Annotated in this window: 12 protein-coding genes; 9 read left to right on the top strand and 3 right to left on the bottom strand. The window is 52.0% G+C overall.

Annotated elements, in window-relative coordinates; all coding sequences use genetic code 11:
- Window positions 1-41: 41 nt before the first annotated feature.
- Together ampG and EOS98_RS16880 are read right to left on the bottom strand one after the other, a co-directional pair.
- A complete protein-coding gene (gene ampG, locus EOS98_RS16885) occupies window positions 42-1,517 on the bottom strand; it encodes a muropeptide MFS transporter AmpG (RefSeq protein WP_109267139.1) in 1,476 nt (491 codons plus the stop codon).
- 43 nt (window positions 1,518-1,560) lie between these two features.
- Window positions 1,561-2,139 (bottom strand): lipoprotein, encoded by a 579-nt coding sequence (locus EOS98_RS16880; protein ID WP_001537832.1) that lies wholly within the window; start codon window positions 2,137-2,139, stop codon window positions 1,561-1,563.
- 303 nt (window positions 2,140-2,442) lie between these two features.
- Here EOS98_RS16880 and bolA point away from each other — a divergent pair, with 303 nt between their 5' ends.
- From bolA to fadM, 9 genes are all read left to right on the top strand, one after another.
- Entirely contained in the window at window positions 2,443-2,760 is a 318-nt protein-coding gene (gene bolA, locus EOS98_RS16875) for a transcriptional regulator BolA (protein WP_000973433.1), read from the top strand.
- Window positions 2,761-3,106: 346 nt separating this feature from the next.
- The gene (tig, locus tag EOS98_RS16865) at window positions 3,107-4,405 is read left to right on the top strand and encodes a trigger factor (RefSeq protein ID WP_001198403.1); all 1,299 of its coding nucleotides are present in this window, start codon (window positions 3,107-3,109) and stop codon (window positions 4,403-4,405) included.
- Window positions 4,406-4,651: 246 nt separating this feature from the next.
- Entirely contained in the window at window positions 4,652-5,275 is a 624-nt protein-coding gene (gene clpP, locus EOS98_RS16860) for an ATP-dependent Clp endopeptidase proteolytic subunit ClpP (protein WP_000122257.1), read from the top strand.
- A gap of 251 nt (window positions 5,276-5,526) precedes the next feature.
- On the top strand, window positions 5,527-6,798 hold the full coding sequence (clpX, locus tag EOS98_RS16855; protein ID WP_000130314.1) for an ATP-dependent protease ATP-binding subunit ClpX: 1,272 nt from the start codon (window positions 5,527-5,529) through the stop codon (window positions 6,796-6,798).
- Between the two features lie 185 nt (window positions 6,799-6,983).
- Window positions 6,984-9,338, top strand: a complete 2,355-nt coding sequence (lon, locus tag EOS98_RS16850) for an endopeptidase La (protein ID WP_001067723.1) — start codon at window positions 6,984-6,986, stop codon at window positions 9,336-9,338.
- A 208-nt stretch (window positions 9,339-9,546) separates the two neighbouring features.
- Window positions 9,547-9,819 (top strand): nucleoid-associated protein HU-beta, encoded by a 273-nt coding sequence (gene hupB, locus EOS98_RS16845; protein ID WP_001043544.1) that lies wholly within the window; start codon window positions 9,547-9,549, stop codon window positions 9,817-9,819.
- Window positions 9,820-10,109: 290 nt separating this feature from the next.
- Window positions 10,110-11,981 carry a peptidylprolyl isomerase gene (gene ppiD, locus EOS98_RS16840; protein WP_126524227.1) on the top strand — a complete coding sequence of 624 codons (1,872 nt, stop codon included), beginning with the start codon at window positions 10,110-10,112 and terminating at the stop codon, window positions 11,979-11,981.
- 149 nt (window positions 11,982-12,130) lie between these two features.
- Entirely contained in the window at window positions 12,131-12,505 is a 375-nt protein-coding gene (locus EOS98_RS16835; RefSeq protein WP_000680322.1) for a helix-hairpin-helix domain-containing protein, read from the top strand.
- 103 nt (window positions 12,506-12,608) lie between these two features.
- The gene (gene fadM / locus EOS98_RS16830; protein WP_001194543.1) at window positions 12,609-13,007 is read left to right on the top strand and encodes a long-chain acyl-CoA thioesterase FadM; all 399 of its coding nucleotides are present in this window, start codon (window positions 12,609-12,611) and stop codon (window positions 13,005-13,007) included.
- Window positions 13,008-13,112: 105 nt separating this feature from the next.
- Here fadM and queC read toward each other — a convergent pair whose 3' ends face one another.
- Window positions 13,113-13,808 carry a 7-cyano-7-deazaguanine synthase QueC gene (gene queC / locus EOS98_RS16825; RefSeq protein WP_000817201.1) on the bottom strand — a complete coding sequence of 232 codons (696 nt, stop codon included), beginning with the start codon at window positions 13,806-13,808 and terminating at the stop codon, window positions 13,113-13,115.
- Window positions 13,809-13,810 lie beyond the last annotated feature (2 nt).

Genomic DNA, 13,810 nt, shown 5'->3' with positions numbered 1-13,810 from the left:
CGTTATAATTCCGGGTCGTTATTACAACGGCAAATAATGTTTTAGAGCAGGCGTGTTTTTCGTAGCGCCAGGTAGTCCAGCAACCCGCCAAAGACAATGCCGCACACGGCAACCGCTACCGCAGTCTCAAGCAATTCGGGCAGGAATGAAAAGTTAGTGTAATCCACCGCGTTCATGGTCAGCAGGAGTACCCAGACTACCAGCAAAGCGACGCCCGCGAGCAGGATTGAAAGCGCGAAATTGTAGGCGCCACGGTATTGCGTGCGGGGAATGAAACGCTCGCTCTGCCAGCTATATTCCAGCGTTTGCCGACAGACCAGCAACAGTAACAGCCCGGGAACGGCGGCGACAACCGAGAAGAGGTAGAATGTCGGCCAGCCGTGCGCTTCAACGAACCAGCCCGCTACGGGACCAACATAAACCCGGCCTACTGCGGAGAGGGCCGACAGTAGGGCAAACTGTGTTGCGGAAAACGACTTATTACATAGCGTCATTAATAAGGCGACAAAGGCGGCAGTACCCATCCCGCCGCACAGATTTTCGAAAAAGACCGCCGCGCCCATGCTGAACATGTTTTTATCGGTAATGGAGAGCAACCAGTAACCGGCGTTGGACGCGCCTTGCAAAATGCCGAAAATCAGCAGCGCGCGAAACAGCGAAAGACGCTGCATTAATATGCCGCCGTATAACGCGCCGACGATCGTTGCCAACAGGCCCAGCGTTTTATTGACCACGCCAACTTCACCGGCGTCAAAGCCGACGCCGCGAATCAAAAAGGTGGTGGTCAGGCTCATGGCGAAGGCGTCACCCAGTTTATAAAGCACAATGAGCAGTAAAATCAGCCAGGCGTTGTTACGGCCAAAGAAATCGCGTAGCGGCGCGACGACGGCCTGTTCCAGCGATTTCGGGGACGGGATAGTATCGGTCGGTTCCGGCGCCAGTAAGGTGGCGATAATGCAGGGGATCAGCAATGCCGCCATCAGCCAGTACATGCCCTGCCAGCCGAGCCAGCGATCGGCCAGCCATAGCGCCAGTCCGCCGGAAACCAGCATCCCCAACCGGTAGCCAAGCACGCTGATTGCCGCGCCAGCGCCGCGTTCTTCTGCGGGTAAAACATCGGTTTTCCAGGCGTCGAACACGATATCCTGCGAGGCGGAGCAAAAAGCAATCACCACCGCCAGCGCCGCCATCCAGCGTAGCTGCGTGCCGGGTTCAAGAAAGCCCATCGCCGCAATCGCCGCCAGTAACAACAGTTGGGTGGCGAGTAACCAACCGCGACGACGACCTAAAAAAGGCGGCGTGTAGCGGTCCATCAGCGGGGACCAGAGAAACTTAAACACATAGGCCTGACCAACCAGCGAGAAGAAGCCAATCGTTTTAAGATCGATATTCTCGACGGTCATCCACGCCTGTAGCGTACCGGAGGTGAGCGCCAGCGGGAGGCCAGAGGCAAAACCCAATATCAGCAGAATGGCTGAACGCGGTTGCTGGAAAATACGTAAATATTGACTTGACATAGGCATCTACAGACCCGGCTTTTGCCGGGTCTTGTTGTTGCTATTAACGGGCATTTTGCTTGATAAAATCGTGAATACTGGTGTCCTGAGACATATCAGCAATGGTATCGGTCAGAACGCTGTTCACCGCGTCGGCAATATTCTGGTTAGAGGCCTGGAACGCCCCTTCAATAGAGTAGTTGGCGCGATAGTTTTTGGTCATCTTGCTGCCATTTGCCGCGGTCGCAATAATCGCGATATCCGCTTTGGTCGCGATGTTGTAGCGCACGCTGCCCTGGGAAACATCAGCATACAGTTGGTTAACAATAATCTGCAGATTAACCGCGCCGTTAGGCCCGATCATATAGCCCCGCGCCGTCATCTGTTTTTCCAGGACTTCTTGTAACAGGAAGCGTAAATCGCGGGAGGCGGTTAACGTTACCAGCTGGTTGTTACGCGTGACTTTCGCTAACGCTTGATCCTGGCGTTGGTCCGCGCCGGTAATGCTAACGGTGACGCCCATCAGGCTCGGGTCCTGCTGTGGCAAGGTGATCTTCGGCGCGACGTCAATGGTCGTCGGCGGTGTGGCGCATCCTGCCAGCATAAACAGAGCGACTAACGGAAAGAGAAGTTTTTTTAACATATTCAGGCTCTCAATGACGCTTAAAACGTGATAGGTAAAAATTCCCGCCATCATAACACCGCTAACGGCGAGGGGAAGTGGTCAACGCAGGTAAATTCGTCGTAATGTCCGATTTGGTATTGATAACGGCGCGAGCGGGGATTTTGAGCGCTAAAAGAATGATTAAGGCAGTAAACTTCATACGTTTGGCTGAAATAATCAGACGAAAGCTAAATTTTTGTTGTCATGCTGTAATGGAAACGGTAAAAGCGGCTAGTATTTAAAGGGATGGGTGACATCACAGCGTTGTCGGAGGAGATTTTCATGATGATACGTGAGCAAATAGAAGAAAAATTAAGGACAGCGTTCGACCCCGTGTTTCTCGAAGTTGTGGATGAAAGCTATCGTCACAATGTTCCTGCAGGATCGGAAAGCCATTTTAAGGTCGTGCTGGTGAGCGATCGCTTTACAGGCGAACGTTTTCTTAATCGTCATCGGATGATTTACGGTACGTTAACGGCGGAACTCTCCACAACCGTACATGCGCTGGCACTGCATACTTATACCCTCAAAGAGTGGGAAGGGTTGCAGGATACTATCTTCGCGTCGCCTCCTTGTCGCGGCGCGGGAAGCATCGCGTAGCAAAACGGATTTGCAACTACCTCCGCTTTTCCAGTATGTTGCTACAGAATTATGTGAAAACGGCCTGCGGGCCGTTTTGTTTTGTCTGAATTTTGAGCGTGTCGTACAGTATTCAGACAAAAATTAGCCGAGAATTGTGAAAACCGCCGCAGCATCGCACAATCACCGTTCTCGACTCACAAAAGTGATGCCGCTATAATGCGCCGTCTTATATATGAACGCCTTCGGGATGATTCTGACGACAGGGAATGTGATTGATTATGAGAACATCCCGGTTCCGCGAAGCAAATAGCACGTGCTTGCGGAGTAGAGTTGACCGAGCACTGTGATTTTTTGAGGTAACAAGATGCAAGTTTCAGTTGAAACCACTCAGGGCCTTGGCCGCCGTGTAACGATTACAATCGCTGCTGACAGCATCGAGACCGCTGTAAAAAGCGAGCTGGTCAACGTAGCGAAAAAAGTACGTATTGACGGCTTCCGTAAAGGCAAAGTACCGATGAATATCGTCGCTCAGCGTTATGGCGCTTCTGTTCGCCAGGACGTGCTGGGCGATCTGATGAGCCGCAACTTCGTTGACGCGATCATCAAAGAAAAAATTAACCCGGCAGGCGCGCCGAACTATGTTCCGGGCGAATACAAAGTGGGTGAAGACTTCACTTACTCCGTCGAGTTTGAAGTCTATCCGGAAGTTGAGCTGACTGGCCTCGAGTCCATCGAAGTTGAAAAGCCGGTTGTTGAAGTCACCGACGCTGACGTTGATGTGATGCTGGACACCCTGCGTAAGCAGCAGGCGACCTGGAAAGAAAAAGACGGCGCTGCTGATGCGGAAGACCGCGTGACCATCGACTTCACCGGCTCTGTAGACGGCGAAGAGTTCGAAGGCGGCAAAGCGACCGATTTCGTTCTGGCGATGGGCCAGGGTCGTATGATTCCGGGCTTTGAAGACGGCGTTAAAGGCCACAAAGCTGGCGAAGAGTTCACTATCGATGTGACCTTCCCGGAAGAGTACCACGCTGAAAACCTGAAAGGTAAAGCGGCTAAGTTCGTTATCAACCTGAAGAAAGTTGAAGAACGCGAACTGCCGGAACTGACCGAAGAATTCATCAAACGTTTCGGCGTTGAAGATGGTTCCGTAGCCGGTCTGCGCGCTGAAGTACGTAAAAACATGGAACGCGAGCTGAAAGGCGCAGTGCGTAACCGCGTTAAGTCTCAGGCGATCGAAGGTCTGGTAAAAGCTAACGACATCGACGTACCGGCTGCGCTGATCGACAGCGAAATCGACGTTCTGCGTCGTCAGGCTGCGCAGCGTTTTGGTGGTAACGAGAAACAGGCTCTGGAGCTGCCGCGCGAACTGTTCGAAGAACAGGCTAAGCGTCGTGTAGTTGTCGGTCTGCTGCTCGGCGAAGTCATTCGTACCAACGAGCTGAAAGCGGACGAAGAACGCGTTAAAGGCCTGATCGAAGAGATGGCGTCTGCTTACGAAGATCCGAAAGAAGTGATTGAGTTCTACAGCAAAAATAAAGAGCTGATGGACAATATGCGTAACGTCGCTCTGGAAGAACAGGCTGTTGAAGCGGTTCTGGCAAAAGCGAAAGTGTCTGAAAAAGCCACTTCCTTCAATGAGCTGATGAACCAGCAGGCGTAATTTTTCGCGTTAAAAGCACGAAATTTGCACAAAAACCCGTCACCTTTCAGTGACGGGTTTTTTTTGTCACGCATTTTGCATGGTAAGGGTGCGAAAACCGCGTTTCAGTGTTAGCGTTAGAGCAAAAGATTGTTATGCTTGAATTATGGCGATGCCGTACCCATTACAGAGGGACTGGCTGATAATCCGTCCATCAGGTTACAATCAGTACAGCAGATTTTTTCAATTTTTATCCAGGAGACGGAAATGTCATACAGCGGAGAACGAGATAATTTGGCCCCTCATATGGCGCTGGTGCCGATGGTCATTGAACAGACCTCACGCGGTGAGCGCTCTTTTGATATCTATTCTCGTCTACTTAAGGAACGCGTCATATTTCTGACCGGCCAGGTCGAAGACCATATGGCTAACCTGATCGTGGCGCAGATGCTGTTCCTGGAAGCGGAAAACCCGGAAAAAGATATCTATCTGTACATTAATTCTCCTGGCGGCGTAATTACTGCGGGGATGTCCATCTATGACACCATGCAGTTTATTAAGCCAGACGTCAGCACCATTTGTATGGGACAGGCGGCCTCTATGGGGGCGTTTCTGCTGACTGCCGGGGCGAAAGGCAAACGTTTCTGCTTGCCGAACTCTCGCGTCATGATCCACCAGCCGCTGGGCGGCTACCAGGGCCAGGCGACGGATATTGAAATTCACGCCCGCGAAATTTTGAAAGTAAAAGGGCGCATGAATGAACTTATGGCGCATCATACGGGTCAATCTCTTGAGCAGATTGAACGTGATACTGAGCGCGATCGCTTCCTCTCCGCGCCTGAAGCGGTAGAGTACGGTTTGGTTGACTCAATTTTGACCCATCGTAATTGATGCCCTGGACGCAAGTGTGCCGCTATACACTTCATCCTTCACGCTACCTCGGTGTTGGCTGTTAGCGCGCCTCCCAGTGACTTACTTATGTAAGCGCCTGCGGAGTCGCCGAGTTGCCGCCTTGATGTAGCTCGAATGATTTTGTGTATATACTAATGAAGGGCGGCACAACGCTGATTAGCGGCTTGCGCCTGAGAATGGCATTTGCGTCGTCGTGTGCGGCACAAAGAACAAAGAAGAGGTTTTGACTCATGACAGATAAACGCAAAGATGGCTCGGGCAAATTGTTGTACTGCTCTTTTTGCGGCAAAAGCCAGCATGAAGTGCGCAAGCTGATTGCCGGTCCATCCGTGTATATCTGCGACGAATGCGTCGATTTATGTAACGACATTATTCGCGAAGAAATTAAAGAAGTTGCTCCGCACCGTGAACGTAGTGCGCTGCCGACGCCGCATGAAATTCGTACCCACCTGGACGATTACGTTATCGGCCAGGAGCAGGCGAAAAAAGTGCTGGCGGTGGCGGTCTATAACCACTACAAGCGTCTGCGTAACGGCGATACCAGCAATGGCGTCGAGTTAGGCAAAAGCAACATTCTGCTGATTGGACCGACCGGTTCCGGTAAAACGCTGCTGGCGGAAACGCTGGCGCGCTTGCTGGATGTGCCGTTCACTATGGCGGATGCGACCACGCTGACCGAAGCGGGTTACGTGGGGGAAGACGTCGAGAATATCATTCAGAAACTGTTGCAGAAATGCGACTACGACGTGCAAAAAGCGCAGCGTGGGATTGTCTACATTGATGAAATCGATAAGATTTCGCGTAAATCAGACAATCCGTCCATTACCCGCGATGTTTCCGGCGAAGGCGTACAGCAGGCGTTGCTGAAACTGATCGAAGGCACTGTCGCCGCGGTTCCACCGCAGGGCGGTCGCAAACATCCGCAGCAGGAGTTCTTACAGGTAGATACCTCTAAGATTCTGTTTATCTGCGGCGGCGCGTTTGCCGGTCTGGATAAAGTGATCGCTAACCGTGTTGAAACCGGCTCCGGCATTGGTTTTGGCGCGACGGTGAAAGCGAAGTCCGACAAAGCCAGCGAAGGCGAGCTGTTGTCGCAGGTTGAACCGGAAGATTTGATCAAATTTGGTCTGATTCCTGAGTTTATCGGTCGTCTGCCAGTGGTAGCGACGCTGAACGAACTCAGCGAAGAAGCGCTGATTCAAATCCTGAAAGAGCCGAAAAATGCGCTGACCAAGCAGTATCAGGCGCTGTTTAACCTGGAAGGCGTCGATCTGGAATTCCGTGACGAAGCGCTGGACGCTATCGCCAGGAAAGCAATGGCGCGTAAAACCGGTGCCCGTGGTCTGCGTTCTATCGTCGAAGCGGCGCTGCTGGATACCATGTACGATTTGCCATCTATGGAAGACGTCGAAAAAGTGGTGATCGACGAGTCCGTAATTGCCGGTCAGAGTAAGCCGTTGCTGATTTACGGCAAACCGGAAGCGCAGGCTTCTGGCGAATAATTAAACATTCATACAATCAGTTAGCCAAAAAAGGGGGGATTTTATCTCCCCTTTCGTTTTTCCTGTAAACACGCCGTTGAATGTGTGGGAAACATCCCCATATACTGACGTACATGTTATAGGTGGTATGGAGCACAGCTATACTATCTGATTACCTGGCGGACACTAAACTAAGAGAGAGCTCTATGAATCCTGAGCGTTCTGAACGCATTGAAATCCCCGTATTGCCGTTGCGCGATGTGGTGGTTTATCCGCACATGGTCATACCCTTATTTGTAGGGCGGGAAAAATCTATCCGTTGTCTGGAAGCGGCTATGGACCATGATAAAAAAATCATGCTGGTCGCCCAGAAGGAAGCATCAACGGATGAGCCGGGTGTAAACGATCTTTTCACCGTCGGGACCGTGGCCTCTATTTTGCAGATGTTGAAACTGCCTGACGGCACCGTAAAAGTGCTGGTCGAGGGGTTACAGCGCGCGCGTATTTCCGCGCTGTCTGACAACGGCGAACATTTCTCCGCGAAGGCGGAGTACCTTGATTCGCCAGCCATTGATGAGCGAGAACAAGAAGTGCTGGTGCGTACCGCTATCAGCCAGTTCGAAGGCTACATCAAGCTGAACAAAAAAATTCCGCCGGAAGTGCTGACGTCACTCAATAGCATTGACGACCCTGCACGTCTGGCTGACACCATCGCCGCGCATATGCCGCTGAAACTGGCGGATAAACAGTCCGTACTGGAGATGTCCGACGTTAACGAACGTCTGGAGTATCTGATGGCGATGATGGAATCTGAAATTGATCTGCTGCAGGTTGAGAAACGCATTCGCAACCGCGTGAAAAAGCAGATGGAGAAATCCCAGCGCGAGTACTATCTGAACGAGCAAATGAAAGCGATTCAGAAAGAGCTTGGCGAGATGGACGACGCGCCGGACGAAAACGAAGCGCTGAAGCGTAAGATCGACGCGGCGAAAATGCCGAAAGAGGCGAAAGAGAAAGCGGAAGCGGAACTGCAGAAGCTGAAAATGATGTCTCCGATGTCGGCGGAAGCGACCGTGGTGCGCGGCTACATCGACTGGATGGTGCAGGTGCCGTGGAATGCGCGTAGCAAGGTCAAAAAAGACCTGCGTCAGGCGCAGGAAATCCTCGATACTGACCATTATGGTCTGGAGCGCGTGAAAGACCGCATCCTTGAGTATCTCGCGGTTCAAAGCCGTGTAAATAAAATCAAGGGGCCGATCCTGTGTCTGGTGGGGCCGCCGGGGGTAGGTAAAACCTCGTTGGGCCAGTCCATCGCTAAAGCAACAGGGCGTAAATACATCCGTATGGCGCTGGGCGGCGTGCGTGATGAAGCGGAAATCCGCGGTCATCGCCGGACTTACATTGGCTCTATGCCGGGTAAACTGATCCAAAAAATGGCCAAAGTGGGGGTTAAAAACCCACTGTTCCTGCTCGATGAGATCGACAAAATGTCTTCTGACATGCGCGGCGATCCGGCTTCCGCACTGCTGGAAGTGCTGGATCCGGAGCAGAACGTGGCGTTCAGCGATCATTACCTGGAAGTGGATTACGATCTCAGCGATGTGATGTTTGTCGCCACTTCCAACTCCATGAACATTCCGGCGCCGCTGCTGGATCGTATGGAAGTGATCCGTCTGTCCGGTTATACCGAAGACGAGAAGCTGAATATTGCTAAACGTCACCTGCTGCCGAAGCAGATCGAGCGTAACGCGCTGAAGAAAGGCGAACTGACGGTCGACGATAGCGCGATTATCGGTATTATTCGCTATTACACGCGTGAAGCGGGCGTGCGTAGTCTGGAGCGTGAAATCTCCAAACTGTGCCGCAAAGCGGTTAAACAACTGTTGCTCGATAAGTCGTTAAAACATATCGAAATTAACGGCGATAATCTGCACGACTACCTCGGTGTGCAGCGCTTTGATTATGGCCGCGCGGATAGCGAAAACCGCGTAGGTCAGGTGACGGGCCTGGCGTGGACGGAAGTGGGCGGCGATCTGTTGACCATCGAAACCGCCTGCGTACCGGGCAAAGGCAAGTTGACCTACACCGGCTCGCTCGGTGAAGTGATGCAGGAATCTATTCAGGCGGCGCTGACCGTGGTGCGCGCGCGCGCGGAAAAACTGGGTATTAATCCGGACTTTTACGAAAAACGCGATATCCACGTTCACGTGCCGGAAGGCGCAACGCCGAAAGACGGTCCAAGTGCCGGTATCGCGATGTGTACCGCGCTGGTTTCCTGCCTGACCGGTAATCCGGTGCGCGCAGATGTGGCAATGACCGGTGAGATCACGCTGCGTGGTCAGGTGTTGCCGATCGGCGGCCTGAAAGAAAAATTGTTGGCGGCGCATCGCGGCGGGATTAAAACGGTCTTAATTCCATTCGAAAATAAACGTGACCTGGAGGAGATTCCGGACAACGTGATTGCCGATCTGGATATTCATCCTGTGAAGCGCATTGAGGAAGTTCTGACGCTTGCTCTGCAAAACGAACCGTCTGGAATGCAGGTTGTAACCGCAAAATAGTGACCTCGCGCAAATAGCGCTAATAAAAACAGGGCTGGCAGGCTATTTCGGACTTGCCAGCCTTTTTTTGTATAGCTAATTTAGATGGTTGATTGGGTCTGCCACCATTAACGGGTGTTGTAAGGGCGTGGCAGGCCTGATATAACTGCTGCGCGGTCGTACTTCGAAGGATTCAGGTGCGATATAAATTATAAAGAGGAAGAGAAGAGTGAATAAATCTCAACTGATCGAAAAAATTGCTGCAGGGGCTGATATCTCTAAGGCTGCGGCTGGACGTGCGTTAGATGCGATTATTGCTTCTGTTACCGAATCTCTGAAAGAAGGGGATGACGTTGCACTGGTAGGCTTTGGTACTTTTGCTGTTAAAGAGCGTGCTGCCCGTACTGGTCGCAACCCGCAAACAGGTAAAGAGATCACCATCGCCGCTGCCAAAGTGCCGAGTTTCCGTGCAGGTAAAGCGCTGAAAGACGCGGTAAACTAAGCGTGATCCCCTCGGGGGATGTGACAAAGTACAAGGGCGCATCAACTGATGTGCCTTTTTTATTGGCGATTCGGGACTTTCTGTGCGTTGCGGGCTGACAATTGCCCTCGTTTCTTGTCACAATAGGCTTTTGTGCGCCGCGTTCAGAAAATGCGATGCGCGTGAAGTCTCTATACGCAAATCATTCAGGTTGCGTCGACGCGGCTACTGAGCGAATCACTCGGTTGCCAGCAGAGAAGCCGCCTGAAAGATAAAGTGTAAAGTCACCTACAGCGGAGTGTGGTTACACCATGATGGACAGCTTACGCACGGCTGCAAACAGTCTCGTGCTCAAGATTATTTTCGTTATCATTATCGTGTCGTTCATTTTGACCGGCGTTAGTGGTTACCTGATTGGCGGAAGCAATAACTACGCCGCAAAAGTGAATGGCCAGGAAATCAGCCGGGCACAGTTTGAGAATGCGTTTAATAACGAACGTAACCGTATGCAGCAGCAGTTGGGCGACAGGTATTCTGAACTGGCGGCCAACGAAGGTTATATGAAAAGCCTGCGCCAGCAGGTGCTGAATCGTCTGATAGATGAAGCGCTGTTGGATCAATATTCCCGCGAACTGAAACTGGGCATCAGCGATGAGCAGGTCAAGCAGGCGATTTTCGCCACTCCCGCTTTTCAGGTGGACGGTAAGTTTGACAACAACCGCTATAACGCGATTGTGAATCAGATGGGAATGACCGCCGATCAGTACGCTCAGGCGCTGCGTAACCAGCTTACCACTCAGCAACTGATCAACGGCGTGGCCGGTACTGATTTTATGCTGAAAGGGGAAACCGACGAACTGGCGGCATTAGTCTCTCAACAGCGCGTGGTGCGTGAAGCCGTTATTGATGTCAACGCGCTGGCGGCGAAGCAGCAGGTGACCGATCAGGAAGTGTCCAGCTACTACGATCAGAATAAAGTCCGCTTTATGACGCCGGAACAGTTCCGCGTAAGCTATATCAAGCTGGATGCCGCGACGATGCAGGCGCCGGTCAGCGATGCGGATATTCAGGCCTATTATGACCAGCATGTAAATCAGTTTACTCAGCCGGAGCGCATTCGTTACAGCATTATTCAGACCAAAACGGAAGATGATGCGAAAGCGGTACTGGATGCGCTGAACAAGGGCGAAGATTTCGCTACGCTGGCGAAGGAGAAATCTACCGATATCATCTCTGCGCGTAATGGCGGCGATATGGGCTGGCTGGAAGAGTCTGCCACGGTGCCGGAACTGAAAAACGCCGGATTAAAAGAAAAAGGACAGATATCTGGCGTGATTAAGTCGTCTGTCGGTTTTCTGGTGGCGCGTCTGGATGATATTCAGCCTGCCAAAGTGAAACCGTTAAGCGAGGTTCGCGATGACATTGCCGCGAAAGTGAAACAAGAAAAAGCGCTGGATGCTTACTATGCGTTGCAGCAGAAGGTGAGCGATGCGGCAAGCAACGACAATGAGTCGTTAGCAGGCGCTGAACAGGTCGCTGGCGTAAAAGCGGTTGAAACCGGCTGGTTTAGCCGTGACACCTTACCGGAAGAGCTGAACTTCAAACCGGTAGCCGATGCTATCTTTAATGGCGGTCTGGTAGGCGAAAACGGTACGCCGGGGCCGAATTCAGACATTATCACCGTAGATGGCGACCGGGCTTTTGTTGTGCGCGTGAGCGAACATAAACCTGAAGCCGTGAAGCCGTTGGCAGAAGTGAAAGAACAGGTCACTGCCCTGGTGAAGCATAACAAAGCGGAACAACAGGCGAAGCTGGATGCGGAAAAACTGCTGGTCGAGCTGAAAGCGGGCAAAGGCGCGGAAGCGATGAAAGCGGCGGGTCTGAGTTTTGGCGAGCCTAAAACGTTAAGTCGTACCAGTCAGGATCCGGTGAGTCAGGCGGCCTTTGCGTTAAGCCTTCCGACGAAAGATAAGCCAGTTTATGGCGTGGCGAACGATATGCAGGGTAACGTCGTTCTGCTGGCGTTTGACGAGGTGAAAGCGGGCGCCATGCCGGAAGCGCAGAAAAAAGCGATGGTGCAGGGCATCACGCAGAACAATGCGCAAATTGTCTTTGAGGCGCTGATGAGCAATCTGCGTAAAGAGGCGAAAATCAAAATCGGCGACGCTCTGGAACAGCAGTAATCGTCGAGGCGCTTCGCAAAAAATTGCAAAACGTTGTATCCCACAAAGGCCGCTTTCGCGGCCTTTTCCATTTCTGAGAATTGCCGTTTGTTCGTTTTTCTCCGCCCCGCTATCGTGGCTGCACTGTTAACAAACAAGGAGAAAACAGTATGAAACACGGAATTAAAGCACTGCTTATTACGCTTTCTTTAACCTGCGCGGGCATGGCCCATAGCGCGCTGGCGGCGACGCCTGTCGCAAAAAATGCAGCGGTGGAAACAAAAGCGGATACGCCTTCTTCATCCTCCGCCAAAGCGGCATTACCTGCTAAAGCCAGCGATGATGAAGGTACCAGGGTGAGCATTAATACCGCGTCTGCGGAGGATCTGGCGCGGGTGATGAACGGCGTTGGGCTGAAAAAAGCGCAGGCTATTGTGAGCTATCGGGAGGAGTATGGTCCTTTTAAAACGGTGGATGATTTAAAGCAGGTGCCGGGAATGGGAAGCGCGCTGGTGGAGCGTAATCTGGCAGTTTTAACATTGTAATCACTTGCACAGTGGCCAAAATTTGCCAGACTGTAGAGGTCATACCAGTTATGACCTCTGTACTTGTCGTTTACTTATAACAACAACGTAAGGTTATTGCGCTATGCAAACACAAATCAAAGTTCGTGGATATCATCTTGATGTTTATCAACATGTTAATAATGCCCGCTATCTGGAGTTTCTGGAAGAGGCCCGTTGGGATGGGCTGGAAAACAGCGACAGCTTTCAGTGGATGACGGCCCGCAATATTGCCTTTGTGGTGGTAAACATCAATATAAATTACCGTCGTCCGGCGGTATTGAGCGATCTACTGACCGTGACCAGCCAGGTACAACAGCTTAACGGTAAAAGCGGCGTATTAAGCCAGACGATTACGCTGGAGCCAGAAGGGCAGGTGGTGGCCGATGCGCTCATCACGTTTGTTTGTATTGATTTAAAAACGCAAAAAGCGCTGCCGCTGGAAGGCGAATTGCGTGAAAAGCTGGAACAGATGGTGCAATAACGCCTCGCTGTCTGATGGCGTTGAACTTGTCCGGCCTGGCGATATTGACCATGGTGCATATCGCCAGGCCGGATAAGGCGCGTGCGCCGCCATCCGGCAAAACAATCACCTTAACCCGGTTTTTTGCTTCATCGCCGCCATCACCGCCGCTTTATTCGACAGATAATGATTCAGGCCGTTAGCGCGCAGATTACAGGCCGCGCAATGACCACAGCCATCGCCTTTAATGCCGTTATAGCAGGTCAGCGTCTCTTCGCGAACCAAATCCAGTTGGCCCCAATAATCGGCCAGCGCCCAGGTTTCAGCTTTATCAATCCACATTAAGGGCGTTTCGAAACGGATATCTTTGGCCATGCCCAGATTCACCGCGTGATTCAGCGCTTTGACGAACTCATCGCGACAGTCTGGATAGCCGGAAAAATCGGTCTCGCAAACGCCAGTGATCACCGCTTCGGCTTTGACCTGATAAGCGTAAATCGCCGCCAGCGTCAGAAAGAGAATATTGCGTCCCGGTACGAAAGTATTGGGGATACCGTCAGCGTTCGGTTCATAGTCCGGCACCGGAATGCTATCCCGCGTCAGGCTGCTGACCGCCAGTTCGTTCAGCAAAGTGACATCCAGCACTTTATGCGCGCGTGCGCCAAGTTTTAACGCCAGTGCGCGCGCGACATCAATCTCTGCGCGGTGACGCTGACCATAATCAAACGTGACACAATGCACTTCATCATACTGATGCCGCGCTTGCGCCAGACAAGTGGTGGAGTCCTGACCTCCACTAAATACAACAACGGCGCGTTTCATAG

The sequence above is a fragment of the Salmonella sp. SSDFZ69 genome (assembly GCF_004010755.1).
Lineage (GTDB): Bacteria > Pseudomonadota > Gammaproteobacteria > Enterobacterales > Enterobacteriaceae > Salmonella > Salmonella enterica.
This window is presented reverse-complemented; position numbering and strand designations above follow the sequence as displayed.